This is a genomic window from Corynebacterium mendelii, from assembly GCF_017307055.1.
Classification (GTDB): domain Bacteria; phylum Actinomycetota; class Actinomycetes; order Mycobacteriales; family Mycobacteriaceae; genus Corynebacterium; species Corynebacterium mendelii.
In genome coordinates, this window is the sequence record NZ_JAFLEQ010000008.1 from 763,073 (window position 1) to 780,319 (window position 17,247).

Sequence of the window (17,247 nt, forward strand, 5' to 3'; positions counted from 1 at the left end):
AAACATCCACCCGGGACAGGGAGGAACCGGCGCCGCCGGCCTGCGGGAGAGACAACAAGCTCCCGCCGGCAGGTGGACACCGGTGGTGCCGCCTGCCTGCGGGAGCTTGCGCGGAATTTTTTCTTTTCTGTTCAACGCGGTGACGGTGGTGTCCTCGCGCAACAGGTCATCTAGACGGTGGTCGGATCATCCAGCTGGTAGCGGCGGGCGGCTTCAGCCGCCACCTGCATATCGATCTCACCGGCGCGGGCCAGACCCATCAGCACCGCAACAACAACAGATTCGGCATCGATGTTGAAAAAGCGGCGGGCGGCGGGCCGGGTGTCGGAGAAACCGAAGCCGTCGGCGCCGAGACAGGTGTAGTCGCCCGGCACCCACTTGCGGATCATCTCCGGCAGGGAAGTGGTGAAGTCGGAGACTGCCACAAACGGGCCCTCGTAGCCTTCCAGCTGCCTGGTGCAGAACGGTTTTTCAATCTCATCACCCGGGTAGCGCAGCTGGTGCTTTTCTTTTTCCGCACCGTCGCGGGCCAGCTCCACCCAGGAGGTGGCCGAGAAAATATTCGCCGAGACGTCGAATTCCTCCTTCAGGATTTTCTTCGCCTTCAGTGCGGCCTGCATGCCGATACCCGACGCCAGGATCGAGGCGGTGTGCGAGGCACCTTCCTCGGCTTTTTCGTAGCAGTAGATGCCCTTGTGCAGGCCCTCCACATCCAGATTGTCGGGTTCTTTCGGCTGGTGGGTCGGCTCGTTGTAGACCGTCAGGTAGTAGATGACGTTCTCGCCGCCGTCGGGGCCGTACATGCGGTCGATACCGCGGTGGACCAGGTGCGCGACCTCGAAGGAAAACGCCGGATCATAGGTGACAACAGCAGGGTTGGTGGATGCGATCACCGGCGAGTGGCCGTCCATGTGCTGCAGGCCCTCACCGGTCAGGGTGGTGCGTCCCGCGGTGGCGCCCAGCAGGAAGCCACGGGCCATCTGGTCTGCGGCAGCCCAGATCGAGTCCGCGGTGCGCTGGAAACCAAACATCGAGTAGAAGATGTAGAGCGGAATCATCGGCTCGCCGTGGGTGGCGTAGGCCGAACCCGCGGCCATGAACTCGGCGACCGAACCAGCCTCGTTGATGCCCTCATGCATGATGTGGCCGTCGGTGGCCTCCCGGTAGGACAGCATCAGATCGTGGTCGACCGGGGTGTAGACCTGCCCGTGCGGGTTGTAGATCTTCAACGTCGGGAACCACGAGTCCATGCCGAAGGTGCGGGCCTCATCGGGAATGATCGGCACGAAACGCTTCTTCAGCTCCTTGTCCCGCATCAGTTCCTTGAAGGTGCGCACCAGCGCCATGGTGGTGGCGACTTCCTGCTTGCCGGAACCCTTGCGGATAATCCGCAGCGAATCGATCGGCGGCACCTCGATGGGGGTGTAGTTGGTGCGGCGTTCGGGCAGGAAACCGCCCAGTTGTTTGCGGCGCTCCAGCATGTACTTGATCTCCGGGCTGTCAGGGCCGGGATTGTAGTACGGCGGAAGGTAGGGATCCTTTTCCAGCACCTCATCGGAGATCGGGATGTCCTGCTTGTCGCGGAATAGCTTCAGATCATCCAGGGTCAGTTTCTTCATCTGGTGGGTCGCATTGCGGCCCTCGAAATTATGGCCCAGACCGTAGCCTTTGATGGTGTGGGCCAGGATCACCGTGGGACGATCCTTGGTCTCCATCGCCCGCTTGTAGGCCGCGTAAATCTTGCGGTAGTCATGCCCGCCGCGCTTGAGACGCCAAATCTCGTCGTCGCTCATATCGGCGACCAATTTCTTGGTCTGCGGGGTGCGGTTGAAGAAATGCTCACGCACATAGGCGCCGTCGTTGGCCTTGAACGTCTGGAAATCGCCGTCCGGCGTGGAGTTCATCAAATCAACCAGTTCACCGGTCTTGTCGGCCTCGAACAGCTCATCCCATTCCCGGCCCCACACAATCTTGATGACCGACCAGCCGGCTCCGCGGAAGAAGCTCTCCAGCTCCTGGATGATCTTGGTGTTGCCGCGCACCGGGCCGTCAAGACGCTGCAGGTTGCAGTTGATGACAAAAGTCAGGTTGTCGAGATTGTTCAGCGCCGCCATCTGGATCAGACCACGGGATTCCGGCTCATCCATCTCACCGTCGCCGAGAAACGCCCACACATGCTGGTCCGAGGTGTCCTTGATGCCGCGGTCAGCCAGATACCGGTTGAACCGGGCCTGGTAGATCGCATCCATGGGGCCAAGACCCATCGACACGGTGGGGAATTCCCAGAAATCGGGCATACCGTGCGGGTGCGGGTAGGAAGGCATACCGCCCTGCGGGCGGGACACTTCCTGGCGGAAACCGTCGAGATCGTCTTCTGTCAGACGCCCTTCGAGGAAAGCACGCGCATACATGCCGGGTGAAGCATGCCCCTGGAAGAACACCTGGTCGCCGCCACCGGGATGGTCTTTGCCGCGGAAGAAGTAGTTGAAGCCGACCTCATACAGCGGTGCGCCGGAAGCATAGGAGGAGATGTGTCCGCCCACACCGATACCGGGACGCTGCGCGCGGTGCACCATAATCGCCGCATTCCACCGGATCCATTTGCGGTAGCGGCGCTCGATCTTCTCGTCACCGGGAAACTCCGGCTCCATCGAAGTCGGAATCGTATTGACGTAGTCGGTTGAGGTCAGCGGCGGGAGCGGCACACGTTTGGCGGTGGCACGCTCCAGAAGCCGCAGCATGATGAAGCGGGCACGGTCGGGATCGGCGTGCGCCAGCATGCCGTCGAAACTTTCCAGCCACTCGCGTGTTTCTTCCGGGTCGGAATCGTTCAAATAGCTGGCGACACCGTCACGGATCAGGGCGAAATTGCTCTCATCACCTGACGCCGGTGTGTTCTTTGTCGTGGCTTCATCGGCCATGCGGGCATCTCCTCAAAAGTTGGTCAGTCCTCGTGCACACGCCAACCCCACACCACCGCCTGCCGGCCACAAACCGACCGTGCTGTCGCGAGGGGCTGCTCCCCCCAAAGGGAAGGATGCGCACCATCACAGACAAGGATAGAGCGGATTGCCCAACTAAGCTGCCCCAACCCTCGCCAAGAGAGGGCCGGACCCCCATACCTGCCCGTCACAGCGTCGGGTCACCGTCTTCCCGGACACCCACATCTTCCCGCCGGGGGTAAACAGTGGGTGACCGGAAAAGGCACTACCACGGCACCCGGTGCCTACCGCGGTAAGTCACACTGTAATCTCTTAGTGACCGTTAAAGGCACCGCCGGGAAGAACCAGGTCGTTTAAGATCACCGGCGGGAATGCCCTAACCACACAACAGGAGGACTTGTACCGTGACGGACACCTCGGGCTCCGGAAGCTCCGGCACCCAGGCATACGCAGAACTAATGGATGTCACCAAAGGTCAGATCGTCCAGGAAGTCGGCTGGGACGATGACTGTGACTCCGAGATCAGTGAATCCCTCGAGGATGCCATCGGCGACCTGCTGGTCGGTGAAGACACAGATGAAATCTGCGACGTTGTTCTCCTGTGGTGGCGCGCCGACGATGGTGACTTAGTCGATGGACTGGTCGATGCCATCAGGCCGCTGGCCGAAGACGGCTGTATCTGGCTTCTGACTCCGGCGCTGGGGGACAAGGGATCCGTTGAACCCGGCATCATCAGCGAGTCAGCCCAACTGGCCGGTCTGGTCCAGACCTCCGCTGAGCGTCTCGGCGACTGGCAGGGTTCCCGCCTGGTACCCCGCGGCACCAAAAAGTAAGACACAATTTCCCTCCGGCGCCCGGCACCGGTAGTGTCTTTGTTCGGCAATAAAATCGCGGATGAAAAATCATCCGTACCTTGCGCCCTTAGCTCAGCTGGTTAGAGCACTTCGTTTACACCGAAGGGGTCGGCGGTTCGAATCCGTCAGGGCGCACCACAAGCTTGCGCTCCCGCACCTATTAGAATGGTTCTGTCTCCTCTCCCGAGGAGTTGGTCCATAGGTGGTTTTGGAACTGCACGTGAACCGTAGAGTTGTCTCCGCCCCGGCGGAGTCAAATCCCTCTTCCCTCTCAGGAAGAGGGCTTTCTGCTTTTCCAGCCCTGAAAGGGGTACTGATCTCGGGGCGGAAATTATCTTGACAGTATGTTGAGCTTATCGAACTTGAAAAAAACTAAGTCACAGTGAATCTAAAAGCTACTTCAGATTTATGTTCCCGCAAGTTGATAAGCGTTGTCCCCGCGCGAGCGGGGTTGATCCGGACCGCACTACAGCGCGCAAACCATGTTGACGGTTGTCCCCGCGCGAGCGGGGTTGATACTGGGTACGGATCGAAAGTTTGTGGTGCGCCCTAGTTGTCCCCGCGTGAGCGGGGTGTACAGCAACATTAAATCATCGAAGTGTGTTGTCTCCGTGGGGAAGGGGATTTCCTGAGGACGTTCGGCACACATAGCTTTCCCTTTCTCTTTTGTTTGAAGGTGGCATTAGCTGATTTTCTCTTCACAGATCAGGTTGGCTTTCTAACTATGGTCGCGGGTTTTGCCGGACCCGGTATCGAGGACATCAAGGCCACCCAGTGTTTCTGTCTGCGGGTCCTGCCGCTTGATTTCGGTGTCATCGACGCCCACCTGACCGCGACAGTGAACCGCTTTTCGTGGACGTGGCCGACGCCATCAAAGCGTCGATGCAGCAGACCTGGTGGGCCTGTGACGAATTCACTGTCCTCCCCAAGGAACAGTTCGCCGGTGATGCCATTAATGCTGATCTGCTCACCAAAATCGCCGCCGACCTGGAACTGACGTGCCACCTCGATCAGGAGTGGGACCGCTACGAGATCGGGGCCGGTGACACCCTGTCAGCCATCATCGAAGAAGACCCTTCCGGCCAGCTACGCATCTGGTGGGAGATGACCATAGAGGACACCGAAGACTTCCACGACGAGGACTAATATTTCGGCGCGCTGCTGGCACTTGACGGAGTGCAGGGACAGGACGCCACACTGCGGATGAGTCTGACGGAAGCCGTCGACTACACAGCCACCTTCCACATCGAAAGCGTGCTGGGTATCCCCGAAGGCGAACCCAACACCGACTAGATTGCCGCAGCGATAGCTGGTGTTTTCAACGCCGCGGCACAATTCGAATCTAGGCTGGGAGAGATGATCCTGGTCGGCAGCACAGAGAAGTAATCGGGGAACCATCTCCGGAAGTCGCACTGGGGGAATCGGCTGGACGAAACATCCCTAATCTTCCATGCGCCCCCGAAGTGGCGGTTCAGCTTGCCTTCGCTGCGTTAGCGACAATCCAGCCGCAGGCCTTTGCATCCGAGGAAGCCTCGTGGTGTTTAAGCCGGTAGCCAGGTTTCACATGTTTAACCACCGTGGGAAGCTTGTGGTTTTTCAGATTCGGCCACAGTTTTTGGGCCAGTTTCACGGTGCAGAAAAACCGTTCGGGACAGGTGTCAGTGCCGTAGTGCTCATCGAGTTTTTGCCATACAGTGTGGTCAAAGGCAGCGTTGTGTGCATAGACCGGCGCATCACCAACAAACTTTCCGATTTCTTCGGTCAGAGCATCCCAGGTAGGGGCTTGGCGGACCGTTCTGGGTTTAATGCCGTGAATGTAAGTGAAAGTGAATTCATTGCATTCGGTTGGCGGCTTAATATAGCTAACTAGCTGGGCATGCGGGGCGCCGCCAATGAATTTGACCAGAGCTATCTGGCAGGCCGAACGGCGGTCTTCGTTGGCGGTTTCGAAATCGACAGCGACAAACTCTAGTTCGTTAAGTTCTGCGTTAGTGGGAGTGTCTCGCCAAACAGACCTTTTTGAGCTACGAGTACCAGGTATCCCCTTCGTATAGGTTCTTATCTCCCACTGGATCCCTACCTGTGAAGCGCCAGATGCTATAAAAACCGCCCCAAGGCGACGTTCGGATTTCATGCGTTCCTCCGCCTCGCGTTCCTTTGCCCTGTAAACCTTCCACTGCTCTTCGAAAGGCCCCGGATCGCCGCCTGTTTGACGTTGTTTCTTGGCCATTGCTTTGGCTCTGCGCTTGAGGAGGTTGTAGTGGTAGTCATCGCGTTGTACAGGCCACGAATGCCCCAACCACCGGTCCAAAGTCTCTACCAACTCGTCGTTTCGGCCAAGTTTTGTTTGCAGGATGGCCACCTGAATGACGTAGTGCTCCATCGCGCAATTCGGGGTTGTTTTGCAGGCTTCCTCCAGAACTTCCAGGGCGAGCAGTGCAGTATCAAGGGCTTTTTCATGTTCCCCCTTCTTTTTCAGCTCTGTCACTTCTTCGGAGATCTCCCACAGGCAGCGGCCATCAAGTGTCGGCATGTACCAACCGTCGGGGACTCGCGAAGGATCATCGGGGTCCACACGGCCCATGCGTGATACCACTGTGGTTTCCAGATCAGTTCGCGGTACCAGCTCGGTCCCATTTGCGACCGGTGTACTGCCGAAGTGCTCTTCCCGCTGCAGAGGATGCACAGGATCCTGCTTCTCAGGTTTGGTGTGTAACGGGTACTGGGGTGGTTGTGTGGTTCCGGGCACTGGTGGCACAGCACCTTCTGCCACCCCGCTATCGGCGTGAGGAGTTTTCCCATGTGTTTGCTGTTCAAGCGTGGAAAAATCGGGGTTGTGGGCAGGAGCACCCAGATTTCCAGCGAGAGGCTCCACGGTGGGCTGAGCGGTAGTGCTTCGATTCTCCTTAGACCCCTTCGGCAGGGTAAACACGAGGCCGATGACCGGACCTGCCGTAACGAACAGCGAAAAAACACCCGCTCCGACTTCTCCCATCGAAAAAAACGCAATAGTGACGATAGCCATGAACGCGGCTATCAGGCCCAAAAAGACAGACAGGATGATTCGGATGATCTTCATCTCTGCGGTACTTCCTCATAGATTCAGGGTTTTGATCAGCTACCCCCTCAAGATACGCGCTACCTCCGCCCCTGCCACCGTTTGAAGAAGTGAATTCTGATGCATATGGGCCGTCGGTAACCCTGAAATAGGTAATGAAGCAGCGCATAATGCCGAAACGGCGATAGGCTGTTTTTCAAACTTTCGTTCGGCTTGGATTTTCCCTGTTACCGTGATTGGAAGACTGCTCTTGCATCTCAAGGTGTACCTACTACAGATAAATCCTTCAGCAGATGCCAACGCTTTTTTGGGAATTGCAGCATGAGTGAGTCCACTGCGAAAGTGAAAAGTGTTCCAGAAGAGCTCCGCGATTTTTGGGCCAAAACCCCGGATCCCGACGGCAATACTCTTCTTCTGGTGACGCATCTGAAAGATGCAGCCGAAGTAATGGATCTGCTGTGGCACAGATGGTTGCCTCAGTCAGTAAAAAACTTTGTCTCTCACGAACTCTTTGGCGAACGTATCGCTCTGGCATTTTGCAAGTACGGCGCCGCGGTTCATGATGCTGGAAAAGCTGATCCGACCTATTTCAGTATTTTCAGTGCAATCCGCTCCCACATGGAACAGCTGGGATATCCGGTCCCGCTGTATCGGGGAGACGAGCGTCCGCGGCACGAAACAACCGGTGCAGTTGAGCTGAGGTCCTGGCTCAAAGAAAAGACAGATGCCTCAGGGGACATCATTAACCGACTGATCTTTCCGGTGCTGGCGCACCACGGTGTGGCACATTCTTCCACTCTTGAATACGCCGCTGACCAACTTGGAGCCGGGGCCCCTGAGTCGGAGCGCTACCTGCGCTACAAAAATGCTCGACACGCCATCTTTGACTGGGCTACGGAACTGGTGGGACTTACAGCCGATGACTGGAAAAAGCTCACCAGCAGAAAGCTCCACCCTGCGGTAGCCGTTGTGGTGTCGGGATTGGTCATCGTCGCCGATTGGATAGCCTCCAATAGGAATCTGTTTCCCTTCACGTGCCAGCAGTCCACTGTCCGGGCTATCGAGGGCTACCAGCGGCTGGCATTGCCCGGTCCCTGGAAGGTTTCCAGTCGAACCATTGCCGGGGATGGCTTTGCCACCGCCTTTGGCCTTCCGGAAGGAACTAAAGCCAGGCCGGTTCAACGGGACGCAATGACCGTCGCCGCGGCCTGTGCTGAAGCACCGCTGATGATCATTGAGGCTCCAACCGGTGAGGGTAAGACAGAAGCTGCGTTGGCAGCTGCGGAGATTCTCGCGGGGAAGTTCGGTTGCGGGGGAATCTATATGGCCCTTCCAACCTGCGCCAGCAGCGACGGACTGTTTCCCCGGGTGCTTGATTTCCTGTCGGGGTCAATTGATGACGGTACCGCTGCTTCCATCAGACTGATGCACGGCAGAGCCCAGTTCAACGACAGGTACACAGCCCTGATGGACTCCGACGTCACCCATGTCGATGACGATGACGAAACCTGCCATTGCGGTGGATCAATCGCTCCGCATCAGTGGTTTTCGGGGCGCAAACAGGGACTGCTCTCTGAATTCGTCGTGGGAACCATCGATCAGGTATTGATGGCAGGACTGTCCACCCGGCATCTGATGCTGCGCCATTTGGGGCTGGCCGGCAAAGTGGTCATTCTCGATGAGGTGCATGCATCTGATGTGGTGATGAAGGAATACCTCAAGCTTGTTTTGGGATGGCTGTCTGCCATGCATGTCCCGGTGATTGCTTTGTCAGCGACGCTGCAACCGGACTTCAAGAAGGAATTGTTGACTGCATACTGGCGTGGCCGGAAAACAGCAACTTCTATGCGGGCGCTGTCCAGAAAAATCGACAGTGCAGTTACCGAAAAAATCACCGATGTCGCCGAATATGACGCTTATCCTCTGATTACGGTGCAGGTGGGAGAAGATTTTAAAGTTCACGCGCCGACACCGTCTGCACGGAGTAGATCCGTCAGGTTCACCTTTGAGGAAGGGGACTGCACTGATCTCAGTCAGATTGCTTCGAGAATAAGAGATATCGCCAGCGATGGTGGCTGTCTCTTGGTCGTGATGAACACTGTTGGCAGGGCGCAGAAGCTTTTTTTGACACTTCGTGAGGAAGCAGTGTTTGACCGGGATGAGCTGGTTTTGCTGCATTCCCGGTTTGTGGCCAACGAGCGGGTGCGTATCGAGAAAAAGGTGATGAATGCGCTCGGACCGGAAAAAGCAGGGACTCAACGTCCAAACCGCATGGTCGTGATTGCTACTCAAGTGGTTGAGCAGAGCCTTGATATAGACGCGGACGCCATGATCACAGACATTGCTCCCGTTGACCTTTTGATCCAGCGTATCGGCAGATTGCACCGACATCCACGACCGATAGAAACGCGTCCCGAAAAACTGAGGGAACCAGTGGTCGTCATCAGTGGTATGGAACGCGGTGAAACAACGCCCAAGTTCGAACGTGGCTCAGAGCTGATATACAGCCGCGGCCAGCTGCTGCGTAGTGTTGCTGCGTTAGATCAGTTAGCTGCCGACAAGGGGGAGCCTGTCATTGTGTCTCCCGATGATGTCCATGGCTTGGTTGCTGCAGCCAGTGATATGGACCGTCCCGGACCGGCGGAGTGGGAACCTGAATGGTCATCGTCCGCGCTCGATTTGGAGAAAAAAGAGGCAAAGCTTCGGGAGAGGACGAAAGGCTTTCGGATTGCGGAGGTTGCCAGGGGAACCGAGCTTCTCGGATGGAATTCGAAGTGGGACAGCCGGTCTGAGGCTGGCACTATTTCAGGGGTCAGAAATGCCGAAAACTCAGTGACTGTCATTGTCGTGCAGTCAGTTGATGGGCAACTTCAGACCCTTCCCGGTACCGTTGAAGCAGAGTCCATATCGATCCCCACTGAACTTCCGCTAGACGACGAACTCGCCAAAAACATCGCCCGGTGTTGCGTCTCTTTTCCCGGCTGGTTTTCCTGTCTACGCGAGGAAACGAACATGGTAATCAAGCACCTGTCGGATCACAACCGTTTTCCGTCGTGGCAGAAATCTGGATGGCTTTCAGGTGAAGTACCTCTGGTTCTGGATGCTAGCTGTCGCGCAGTCATAGGGGAGTGGGTGTTTTCCTACGATCCGGCGATTGGCCTGGCAGTGGAAAAATTACGAAAATCCGATCGATCTACAGGAGTGACGGCCAATGGCTGATAATCCTCATCCTTCATTTAATCTTATTGATAAACCATGGATTCCAGTACTCGACGAATCGTCGCGTGTGCAGGAGATTAACCTTCGTCAGGCGGTATGCAATGCACATCGGTACACCTGCCTGGCAGCAGAGACTCCCACCGTGGACTTTTGCATCCTGCGGCTTCTGATCGCGGTCCTTGGGCGTTCCCTGTCAGACTGGCTTACCGATGATCCCGCCAGCGACTGGAAAGAACTGTGGGACGCAGAAACCCTGCCGGCCGAAGAAATCAATGCATACCTCGATAAATGGCACGACAGTTTTGACCTCCGGGATCCTGCAAACCCTTTCATGCAGACCGCGGGGCTTACCAACAATAACGACACTTGGTTCCACTTCAACCGATTTATGTACGGGTGTAAAAAAACCGGCAGCCTGTTTTCGGTACAGCCGCCAGAATATCCGCTCACCATGGCTGAAGCAGCCCGCTGGGGCTTGCATGTCCACGCTTTTGACTACGCGGGAATCAAGACTGCCATGGTCGGTGACCCGCGGGAAAAGGGCGGGAAAATCTATGCCAAAGACGGCGGTGGAATCGGGTGGGGTGGTTGGCTTGGTGCTCTGACTGTCAAAGGAAGCAATCTCAAGGCGACAGTGCTGCATAACTTTCTGCCGGGAACGATTACTCCCGAAGACATCCCCTTTTGGGAACTGGGACCTTTGCCTGTGGGACAAAGAAGCGGCCGAAACGGAGTTGTACCGGGACCGCTATCGCTCGGGGTGTGGCCATCCAGACGCTTTTTGTTCAGATTCTCCGATGACGACGTGGTTGATGCGGTACGGATCACTTACGGAGATCCGGTCGATCATCTGAACTGTAAAGGGCTGGAAAATCAGACACAATGGCGTTTCAGCAATCCCAAATCCGAAGAGACCGGACATGCTGTGTATCTTCCACAGAAACTGGTCCTGGGCAGAAGCCTGTGGCGGGGAATTTCGTCTTTTCTCCCCGGTTCAAACGGGCCAATGATTGAGTTTCATGATCAGGAAGTTCCCCGGAGCATTTTGGCGGAGAACCTGGACTGGTTTCATCGAGTCAAACAAAACGGCTACATCGAAGATGACTACTTGGTGGATGTCGAAGTTGCTTCATACGAGTACGGAACACAAAACGGCTGCTTCGATACCTTGATCACCGACAAATTGACCTTCAAATCGGTACTTGCGAATAAAGATCGCAAGCGTCTTCGCGGCAGTGTGACAACGGCCGTGAATCGAGCTGAGCAAGCAGCCACGGCCTACAAAAGATATGTCCGAAACCTCGGTGTTGCCACAGGTTGTGACTCCAAGCAGCTGCAAAGCCTGGAAAGCAGAGCCGAGCAGGAGATGTACTCCGAGTTAGACCAAATTTTTGCGGATTGGTTGCTGAGCATCAACGGTGATTCCGAGCCTGATGCCGTCCTCGAGGAATGGACTGAAACATTACGCGAGTTGGTGCTCCGCTTGGTCGATGATCGTTCCCGGAATGTAAGTGACCGGGCATGGGTGGGGAGAGAGTACTCCGACGGAAGTCAAAGCAAATTCATGAACTCCGGACTTGCAGAGAAATTCCTCTTGGCGTCTCTTAGGAAAATTCTGCCGAGAAAAACCGCTAATGAGACTGAGGAAAAAGCGGAAAACTAAAGTCTAGAAGAAAGGATGACATCGACTATGAGTGATGAAACGGAACCTCGTTCGGTTGCCGGCACCATTTACGGCTATGTCAATGGACGAGTGAAAGATCTCTATAAAGGCTATGTCTCAGGATCCGGAACCGCACGGGCGACCTTGGCGAATCTGAGGAGCGGCGCCGGAAAACCACCGGGAGACTCACTGGAAGTGTGGGCTGAAACGCTGGCGTATCTGCCGGACGATTTAAAAGGCCACGGGGACAGGCTCTCAAAAGCAGAGAAAGCCGTCTATCTGGCGCTGTGTCTGTTCGCGGTACATCAGCAGTCGAAATCCGCTTCCATGCACATTCCAAGGGAATCCGGGAAGTGGTCGATTTCGTTTGGTGCGGCTGTATCAAAACTTGAGTATCTCACAGAAGGGCAGCACACAAATTCTCCTGTGCGACGCCGCTTCAACGCTGTTGCCACCAGCCGGGACTTTAATGAGATTTCCCATCATGCACGAGGATTGATCCGCCAACTGCGCGGGGAGAATATCCCTTTGGATTATGCACAACTCGCTGTGGATCTGTTTTTTCTGCAATCTCCAGCCTCAGCCACCACGGTCAAACGCCGGTGGACCCGAGATTACTTCGAGCCCCACGGGAAAAACCATCCGGATTCTGGATCATCCCAGACAGACTCACACTCTGCCCAATAATTTCTGAAAGGAAAACTAATGTCCATCTTTGTCGATCTCCACATTCTGCAGTCCCTGCCGCCCTCATGTGTCAACCGTGATGACACTGGAAGCCCAAAACGAGCAGTGTACGGCGGTGTTGACCGCGCTCGGGTTTCCAGTCAAGCGTGGAAACATGCGACGCGGGTTGCTTTTGCCGACTATCTCGATCCCGAGAAAATCGGTACCCGCACCCTCTATGCGATCGAATTGATAGTGGAAAAAGTCCAGGAATCCGGGTCTAGCTACGAACCGGCTGAAATCGCCAAGGCTGCGGCCACAGTTTTGTCGAAAGCCGGAATCAAGACCGAGAAAGCCAAGGAACGTAAAAACCCCGAAGGCGAGAAGGTCTCTGACAGTCCTTACCCAATCTCAAAATTCCTTCTGTTTATCTCTCCGCTGCAAGTAGAGGCGCTTGCGAAATTGACAGTGTCTGTTCTTGAAGGCGAAAAGATCTCTCCGAAGGATGCGCGCGCGGCAGCCAGCGAAGACACAGCTGTGGATATGGGGTTATTCGGACGTATGGTGGCCGATGAACCCAGCCTCACTGTTGATGCTGCATGCCAGGTTGCACATGCTTTGAGTGTCAGCGGGGCAAATACAGAATTCGATTATTTCACGGCAGTCGATGACAAGCCGCGCGCCGACCGTTTTGGTGCCGGCATGATCGGAACTGTTGAGTTCGTTTCCGCGACTTTCTACAGGTATGCGACAGTCAATATGACTGTGCTGGCGGAAAACCTGGGTTCAATGGAAGCAGCGGAGGAAGCCCTGTCGGCGTTTATTCGGGCTTTCACCACATCGATGCCAACAGGTAAGCAAAATACCTTCGCCAATCGAACCCGCCCCGGGTTTGTGGCAGCGCAGGTTCGTGATGATCAACCAGTGAACTTGGTCGGGTCTTTCGAGACCCCGATCGAGTCTGATAACGGGATTATGTCCGCCGCCGTAGCATCACTTGTCAACACTTCGATTGACGAAGATGCACAATTCGGGACGAAGCCTGTTGGCACCAGTTTCCTGGCAACCAAAGATGCACTTAAAGGCGAGGCCGCCGAAGCTCTTGAAGCTTGGGGTAAGCCGTCCACACTGGACGAAGTCATCACGGCGACGCTGAGCGCTATCCGATCTGCCTCTGAGGTGTAAACCATGACGTCCACTCTTGTGCTGCGATTGGCCGCTCCTCTTCAATCATGGGGAACCGATAGCCGGGCCAACCGCAGGGAAACTCGGAGGGAGCCGTCAAAAAGCGGTGTAATAGGGATGCTGGCTGCGGCTTCGGGCCGACTAAGAACAGACGATGTGTCCGATCTTGCGCAGCTGAAGTTCGGCACTCGGATCGATCAGCCCGGTGTTTTGCAAGCCGACTTTCAGACTGCGCGGGATTGGGTTACCGGGAAAAATAAAGCACTTTCGTATCGCGACTACCTCATGGACGCGGTATTTCTTGTAGCTCTTGAGGGGCAGGAAGACTTGATCGATCGGTGTGCTGAAGCTCTTCAACGTCCTGTCTATCCATATTTTCTGGGGCGGAGATCCTGTCCGCCCACCCGCCGTGTAGTACTCCGTACCACCTCGGACTCTCTCGAGGAATGTTTGTCTAGCGAGGACTGGTTAGCGTCCGAGCATCATCGCAGGAAGCAGCCGGAGAAAGTCCGTCTCTCGGTTGTCCGGGATGCTGCTCCTGGTGAAACGCCGGATGAAATGGTCGTTGACACTCCGGCTAGCTTCCATCCAACCAAGCGGGTCCATGATTTCCGGGCTGTTGTTCGGTCTTCTGTGATGATTGAGAACCCCGTTGCTCAAAAGAAATATCGTGGCCACGCGTTCAATGATGATCACGATCCGATGGCATTTCTGGAAAGGCGGTAGATGGTGTATCTGTCACGAATGTTTCTCAATCGCCGTCGGCGGGGCACTGCCAAATTGGTTGGAAGTCGACAAGCCATGCATGCTGCGGTCATGGGCGCTTTTTCGCCCGTGGCGCTGGAATCAGATCCCGGTCGGATCCTGTGGCGACTAGATCGCGGCCGGGAAAGCCTCAGCCTGTACATCTCAAGTCCAACTAAACCCAGCTTTGATCATCTTCAGGAGCAGGCTGGGTGGGGCAATGAGGTTACTTGGGCTACGCGTTCACTTGATCCGTTGCTGGATCAGTTGCGGGAAGGACAGCGGTACCGATTCCGGTTGGCCGCGAACCCTGTGCGTTCTTCAAGCTCCGCCGGGAAGCAGAAGAGGATTCACCATGTCACTGCAGATCAGCAACTGGCCTGGATGGTGAACAAGTCTTCAGCTATCGGAATGGGGCTGTGCTCAGTGGAGACGAAGAACAGTCCGGCGGGGCCTATTATCCCGCCTGATACTTTCGCGACCCCAGAACTGAAACGAGTTCTTGCGGAGTTGTCTCCAAGCGCTGTTGTCACAGAACGACGACTGGAAGTCTTTGGTCGCCAGAAACGCCGCGTCACAATCTCGGTGGTTCAATTTGACGGCATCATGACGGTCACTGATGCTCCTGCACTGCGGCGTGCCATGGTTGATGGAGTGGGACGAGCCAAGGCTTATGGTTGTGGTCTGTTGACTTTGAGCGCGATTCCCGACTGAGTCAGAGTCCCGAAAGAAGGATTGAACCTTGGTATGAAGTGGTCACTTTAGGTTCCTGCTTTATCCAGGATTCGATGCATTACCTGTTCCCGACCTGTTCTCGCCAGGTCGCCGCATTAGGGAGTGGTTCAACCGCCGGTTAGGGCAAACCAGAACTTATCGGATTTATCCACTACACTCTCCGGATGTCTCCTACTCTCAGGAGCTGATCCGTTGGCGGTTTTACGGCCGTAAGGGATGGAACAGTTGTCTCCGTCTTGGCGGAGCTTGCCCCCTTCTCTGTTTTCCGGGAAGGGGGCTTGTATGTTTACCAATTTTGTGCGTTAAAAGCCGCACTAGGATAGGTGTAAAACAGCTGTCAACTGCAATATCGTCTTCATTTGCCCTACAGGAGTCGGAAATCGTCTCTCATAGCGCAACTTGGCTGTTTTCCGTCTGATATACTGTGTTCTGGCAGAAAGAGTATCCAGCGATAATTTCGGAATGAATCGTCGATGCTCTTCGGTGCGATGAACGAGGGAAGAATTCCAAAAGGTTGGAGGCTAGTTCAATGAAAGAAAAAACATGCGACATGCCAGTTGCCGTTTCTCGGTTGGAAGAAGATGTTGAGCGAAGTCGTGAGCCGCAAATTCGTCGAGCGGCTGCATGGTTGTTGCAGCAACCTGGAGGTGCGGTGACCGTCGTGACACCAACTAAGAAAATTGATAGCAAGTGCCTCGAAACTCTGATCGGGCGGTCAAGTGTGAGGCATCTCAGTTGGCGCAACCTGGCTTCCCATGGCTTAAGCGGCCGCGTACTCCTTGCTTGGCCCAACCGAGATTGTCTCGATAGTCTTTGGCGAATTGAACTTGATGCCCTTGCGGTGATCGAATGGGATCCACGGGACACGCAGGAATGGTTTGTACATTTTGAACCTAGTCTGCTTCTTCATGACCGAGTTATTCCATTCGAGCGGCCCCTTAGCCCGCAGCTATGTTCCGAGAGGGTTCCTAAGGATGTCTGGGATTTTTTGGAAAGCATCGCGACATGGGCTGAGGGTTACTCAACCGGCTTAAAGTGGAACGAGGTAGCTAAGCTGAAATCGGACATGATGCTTTGTCCGCAAAGATGGGAAGCTGTCAGCGTCGAGCAATTGCGGAGCTGTTGCGTGGAACTCGGAATGCGCCCCAAAGATGTCGACACTGTTGCAAGATTGCTGGAACGTCGGAAGAAAGGGCATCGCTTCTCAGTGCCCCGTGAATATAAAGGCTTCCGTTTCAGTTGAGGAAAAACATCGTGGCAGGTGCCAATTTAATTTTGGACCTGTAGCGACACGATTTCGGGCAATCCGCAGCCCGATTGTCCTCGATACCGGGTGGGCGTCATGTGGATTGAGATTAGCGATACGGCGTCTGGACTCATGCCAAGCGATATTATTTTTAAGACGCTCAGTGACATGTTTCATGGAGAGATTGACCCTGATGAGGTCCTTGCTGTTGGGGGGAGCTGTGGCGAAAACGACCATTTGAGAGTTGGCTTTTTGACACCGGATGCCCGATTCGATCTGGGTCGATTTTGAGGTTCCTAGCATTCTCAGCTAGGTAATCATTGCAAAGACTTTTCTCTCCGTGAGTATTCTGTACGATTTTCTATGCAAGGACACAAGGGTTCGATGCATTCTTAGTTTCGTAGAGGGATTTTATGAGATGCAGCCGCTCCTACCATCAACCAAAAGAAGAATAACCTTATGGATTGGCTACTCTTAATCTCAGCCGTCGGTTTAGGATTTCACCCCAATCACTGTTTGGCTTGTCCGACAGCAATTGAAGCAACCTGAGAGGTCGAAAAACGCTCTATCCGTTGTCCTGATGTTCAACTTTGCAGCTATCGCGTCTATCTATGATGAGGAGAGACTTTTAACCATATTTCCGGGCTGAGACCACAAATAAATTTATTCCGCGCGTTTTTGGGCGCGCCTTGTTGAAATAAGAAAAGACATCCTGTGAGTACCACGACGCTGACCACCGACCGTACGACCGCCCGCAAGAAGCTGCAGGAATTCTCCGCCCTGTGGAGCGAGAAGGTCGACCGGTGGAAACAGGAAGGCACCGGGCACACGGAGTCGACGTATGCGCAGACCTACTGGTCCGGTCTGCTTCGCTGCTTCGGCGTGATCCCCGAACGTATTGATCTTTTCGAGCAGGACGCAACACGGGCCACCAC

General features: G+C 55.3%; 11 protein-coding genes, 1 tRNA gene and 1 pseudogene. 11 read left to right on the forward strand and 2 right to left on the reverse strand.

From position 1 onward, the window contains the following. Positions 1-170 precede the first annotated feature (170 nt). A complete protein-coding gene (gene aceE / locus JZY06_RS06530) occupies positions 171-2,921 on the reverse strand; it encodes a pyruvate dehydrogenase (acetyl-transferring), homodimeric type (RefSeq protein ID WP_207278710.1) in 2,751 nt (916 codons plus the stop codon). Positions 2,922-3,400: 479 nt separating this feature from the next. On the opposite strand from aceE, the gene JZY06_RS06535 reads away from it, so the two are divergent. The 3 genes from JZY06_RS06535 to JZY06_RS06545 all read left to right on the forward strand — a co-directional run bounded on the left by JZY06_RS06535 (position 3,401) and on the right by JZY06_RS06545 (position 4,942). Next, entirely contained in the window at positions 3,401-3,775 is a 375-nt protein-coding gene (locus tag JZY06_RS06535) for a DUF3052 domain-containing protein (RefSeq protein ID WP_207278774.1), read from the forward strand. Between the two features lie 82 nt (positions 3,776-3,857). After that, positions 3,858-3,934, forward strand: a tRNA-Val gene (locus JZY06_RS06540). Positions 3,935-4,648: 714 nt separating this feature from the next. After that, entirely contained in the window at positions 4,649-4,942 is a 294-nt protein-coding gene (locus tag JZY06_RS06545; RefSeq protein ID WP_207278711.1) for a hypothetical protein, read from the forward strand. Positions 4,943-5,267: 325 nt separating this feature from the next. Here the strand turns inward: JZY06_RS06545 and JZY06_RS06550 are convergent, their stop codons facing one another. Beyond that, positions 5,268-6,875, reverse strand: coding sequence for a 3'-5' exonuclease (locus JZY06_RS06550; RefSeq protein WP_207278712.1), 1,608 nt, complete (start codon positions 6,873-6,875; stop codon positions 5,268-5,270). 300 nt (positions 6,876-7,175) lie between these two features. Between JZY06_RS06550 and cas3 the strand changes: the two genes are divergently transcribed. The 8 genes and pseudogenes from cas3 to JZY06_RS06590 all read left to right on the forward strand — a co-directional run. Further along, a complete protein-coding gene (gene cas3, locus JZY06_RS06555; RefSeq protein WP_207278713.1) occupies positions 7,176-10,073 on the forward strand; it encodes a CRISPR-associated helicase Cas3' in 2,898 nt (965 codons plus the stop codon). Further along, complete coding sequence (gene casA, locus JZY06_RS06560; protein WP_207278714.1) at positions 10,066-11,736, forward strand: type I-E CRISPR-associated protein Cse1/CasA; 1,671 nt, start codon at positions 10,066-10,068, stop codon at positions 11,734-11,736. Before cas3 ends, casA begins: the two co-directional genes overlap by 8 nt. A gap of 27 nt (positions 11,737-11,763) precedes the next feature. After that, a complete protein-coding gene (casB, locus tag JZY06_RS06565; RefSeq protein ID WP_207278715.1) occupies positions 11,764-12,423 on the forward strand; it encodes a type I-E CRISPR-associated protein Cse2/CasB in 660 nt (219 codons plus the stop codon). An 18-nt stretch (positions 12,424-12,441) separates the two neighbouring features. Next, positions 12,442-13,587: a type I-E CRISPR-associated protein Cas7/Cse4/CasC gene (gene cas7e, locus JZY06_RS06570; RefSeq protein ID WP_207278716.1), complete on the forward strand. Its 1,146-nt coding sequence runs from the start codon at positions 12,442-12,444 to the stop codon at positions 13,585-13,587. A gap of 3 nt (positions 13,588-13,590) precedes the next feature. Further along, a complete protein-coding gene (gene cas5e, locus JZY06_RS06575) occupies positions 13,591-14,313 on the forward strand; it encodes a type I-E CRISPR-associated protein Cas5/CasD (RefSeq protein WP_207278717.1) in 723 nt (240 codons plus the stop codon). Between the two features lie 18 nt (positions 14,314-14,331). Then, positions 14,332-15,045, forward strand: a complete 714-nt coding sequence (gene cas6e / locus JZY06_RS06580) for a type I-E CRISPR-associated protein Cas6/Cse3/CasE (RefSeq protein ID WP_207278718.1) — start codon at positions 14,332-14,334, stop codon at positions 15,043-15,045. A gap of 550 nt (positions 15,046-15,595) precedes the next feature. Next, positions 15,596-16,309 (forward strand): hypothetical protein, encoded by a 714-nt coding sequence (locus JZY06_RS06585; protein ID WP_207278719.1) that lies wholly within the window; start codon positions 15,596-15,598, stop codon positions 16,307-16,309. Between the two features lie 717 nt (positions 16,310-17,026). Beyond that, positions 17,027-17,247 (forward strand): annotated as a pseudogene (locus tag JZY06_RS06590) (type IIL restriction-modification enzyme MmeI); the annotation flags it as partial.